Genomic DNA, 2,055 nt, shown 5'->3' on the forward strand with positions numbered 1-2,055 from the left:
AGTCTCCAGCGCGGCACCCGCTGCGGCGGCCGTGATACGGCGGTGCAGGGCCTCGCCCGTGGCCAGCTCAATGCGGACGTCCTGGCGGCCCATGCGCGCTTTGCCGGTGGTCACCAGATCGGCATAGCCGCAGGGCTGCACCTGCAGGGTCTGCCCCTGCACCTGGCCAGTAGCAACCAGATCGGCCGCATGGGTCGGCACCCAGATCGCAGCCTGACGGCCGCGCAGCCCATACAGCAGGCTGCGGAATGCCGTGTGCTCATCGCGGCCCCAGAGTGCCCACGCGTGCTGCTGCAGCACAAAGCCATAGCCCGAGGTATCTGTGATGCGAGGGATGCCCACCTGGTTGTCCAGGCGCTGGGTCAAGCGCTCATAGCCCAGCGTTAGGTCGTTGGACTCGTCTGGGCGTGTCTCCAGCACTGGCTTGCCACGGTACAGCGTGGCAGGCAGCTCGGCTGGCCAGGCGCAAGGCTCCAGCAGCTCAAAGCTCACGCTAGCGCGTGCCAGCTCGTCTGTCATTCGCACTGGCTCAGGCAGTGACTGCAGCAGTGCTTTGCGAGCAGGAAGCAGGCGGCTGCCCACTGGCCAGGCGTGCAAGGCGGGTGCGGCAAGGGTCAAGCCGCCTGCAGAGACCTGGTCCACCATGACCAGCTCAGAGATGCTCCAGTCTTCGCTGGCCAGCACGGCCATGCCACCTGCAGCAAATTCATATCCGGCTGTGCTGGCCGCAATTGCGCTGTTTTCTGCCGCCACTGGGCCGCCGAGATATTGGGCATCGGCCCAGATCGGCAAGGCAAAGGGCTGCGCACCCAGCACATGCGCCCAAAGGTCAAAGCGGGTGCGCTGTGCCCGGTGCACGAGCACCTCAAAGGAGAAGCTGCGGCGAGGGGCCAAGCGCAATGCGCGGCGCTGCTCGGCTCCACTGGGGCTTTGCAGCACATCGGTCAGCCATTCCAAGGTTTCCTTGACCGAGCTGCCCCAATTGGGCGGAAAGATCCACAGAGGCAAGGCCATCAGCTCACCCCCAGGATCTGGCGGAATTTGCCGGGATTACGACTGATCATGACAGTCAGGGCCTTTTCTCCCTGCTTGCTGCCCATCATGGAGGCAATGCGGTCTGGGTCATCGACCAGGTAGAAGGCCTGCTGGTTGTCCACCGTGGTGCTGCCGCCTGATACCGGCGCAGCGGGCTTGAAATTGCCCACGGACGGCAGGCCCAGCGATGCACCGCCCACGACCAGGCCGCCTTCGGCATAGGGCAGCCAGTCATTGAGCGCGGCCATGCCCACCTGGTTGAAGCGGGTCAGGAAAGCCAGCGCGCCAGGCTGACGCACGACCTCCTGGCGGTGGACGAATTCATCAGCATGGACTACGCCTGCGTACTGGAACTTGGTACCAGGCCCTGTCCAGCCGCCACTGGAGAAGCCTGCGCTCAGAGCGCCCAACGCACTGCTAGCACCCGAGCTGGCCGAAGATGCAGCCACGGCCTGCAAAGCTGTAGCAGCCAACGCAGCGGCGGTGGCCATGGCTGTTGTGGCTGCAGCGGCCGCAGTGGTGGCAGCAGTATCGGCAATGGTTGCGGCCGTTGATGCAGCTGTGGTCGCGGCCTCTGCGGCAGCACCAGCGGTATCCACAACGGCCCCCACACCAGCGGCCGCAGAAGTCACAGCGCCTGCACCGGCTGCCGTCTTGCTCGCGCCATTGATCAGGCCCATCACCCCCTCTTGGGTGCGCATGGCCAGCTGCTGGGCCGCCCACTCGCCCATGCCCGCCGCCAGATTGCTCAGCAGGCCACGGACAGCCTCACCCAGCGTAGCAGTGCCATCGGCCAGGCTTTTGAGCGAATTTGAAAGGCTGTTTCCAAAAGCGTTGCTGAAAGCCTGGCTGACTTCATTGGCCTTGGTGCGCAGGCCTTGAATCCGCACCTCCAAGTCCTTGACGCGGTCGATGGCGGCCGGGTTGCCCGTGATTTCTGCCAGCTCGCGCATTTTGGGAAGCAAGGCTTCAATCTGCGCAGCCGTGCTGGTGTTGATGTTCAGGATCTGGCGCTTGGCC

At 64.8% G+C, this 2,055-nt stretch carries 2 protein-coding genes; both read right to left on the reverse strand.

Annotated features, from left to right (window positions below; all coding sequences use genetic code 11):
• The coding region (locus tag HF327_RS21760; RefSeq protein ID WP_198462431.1) for a hypothetical protein at positions 1-1,014 on the reverse strand (1,014 nt) is incomplete at its 3' end.
• Positions 1,014-2,055, reverse strand: a 1,042-nt coding sequence (locus HF327_RS21765; protein WP_198462432.1) for a hypothetical protein, incomplete at its 5' end; no start/stop codon positions are given. The genes HF327_RS21765 and HF327_RS21760, both read right to left, overlap by 1 nt.

The organism is Comamonas suwonensis (genome assembly GCF_012844455.2).
Lineage (GTDB): Bacteria > Pseudomonadota > Gammaproteobacteria > Burkholderiales > Burkholderiaceae_C > Comamonas > Comamonas suwonensis.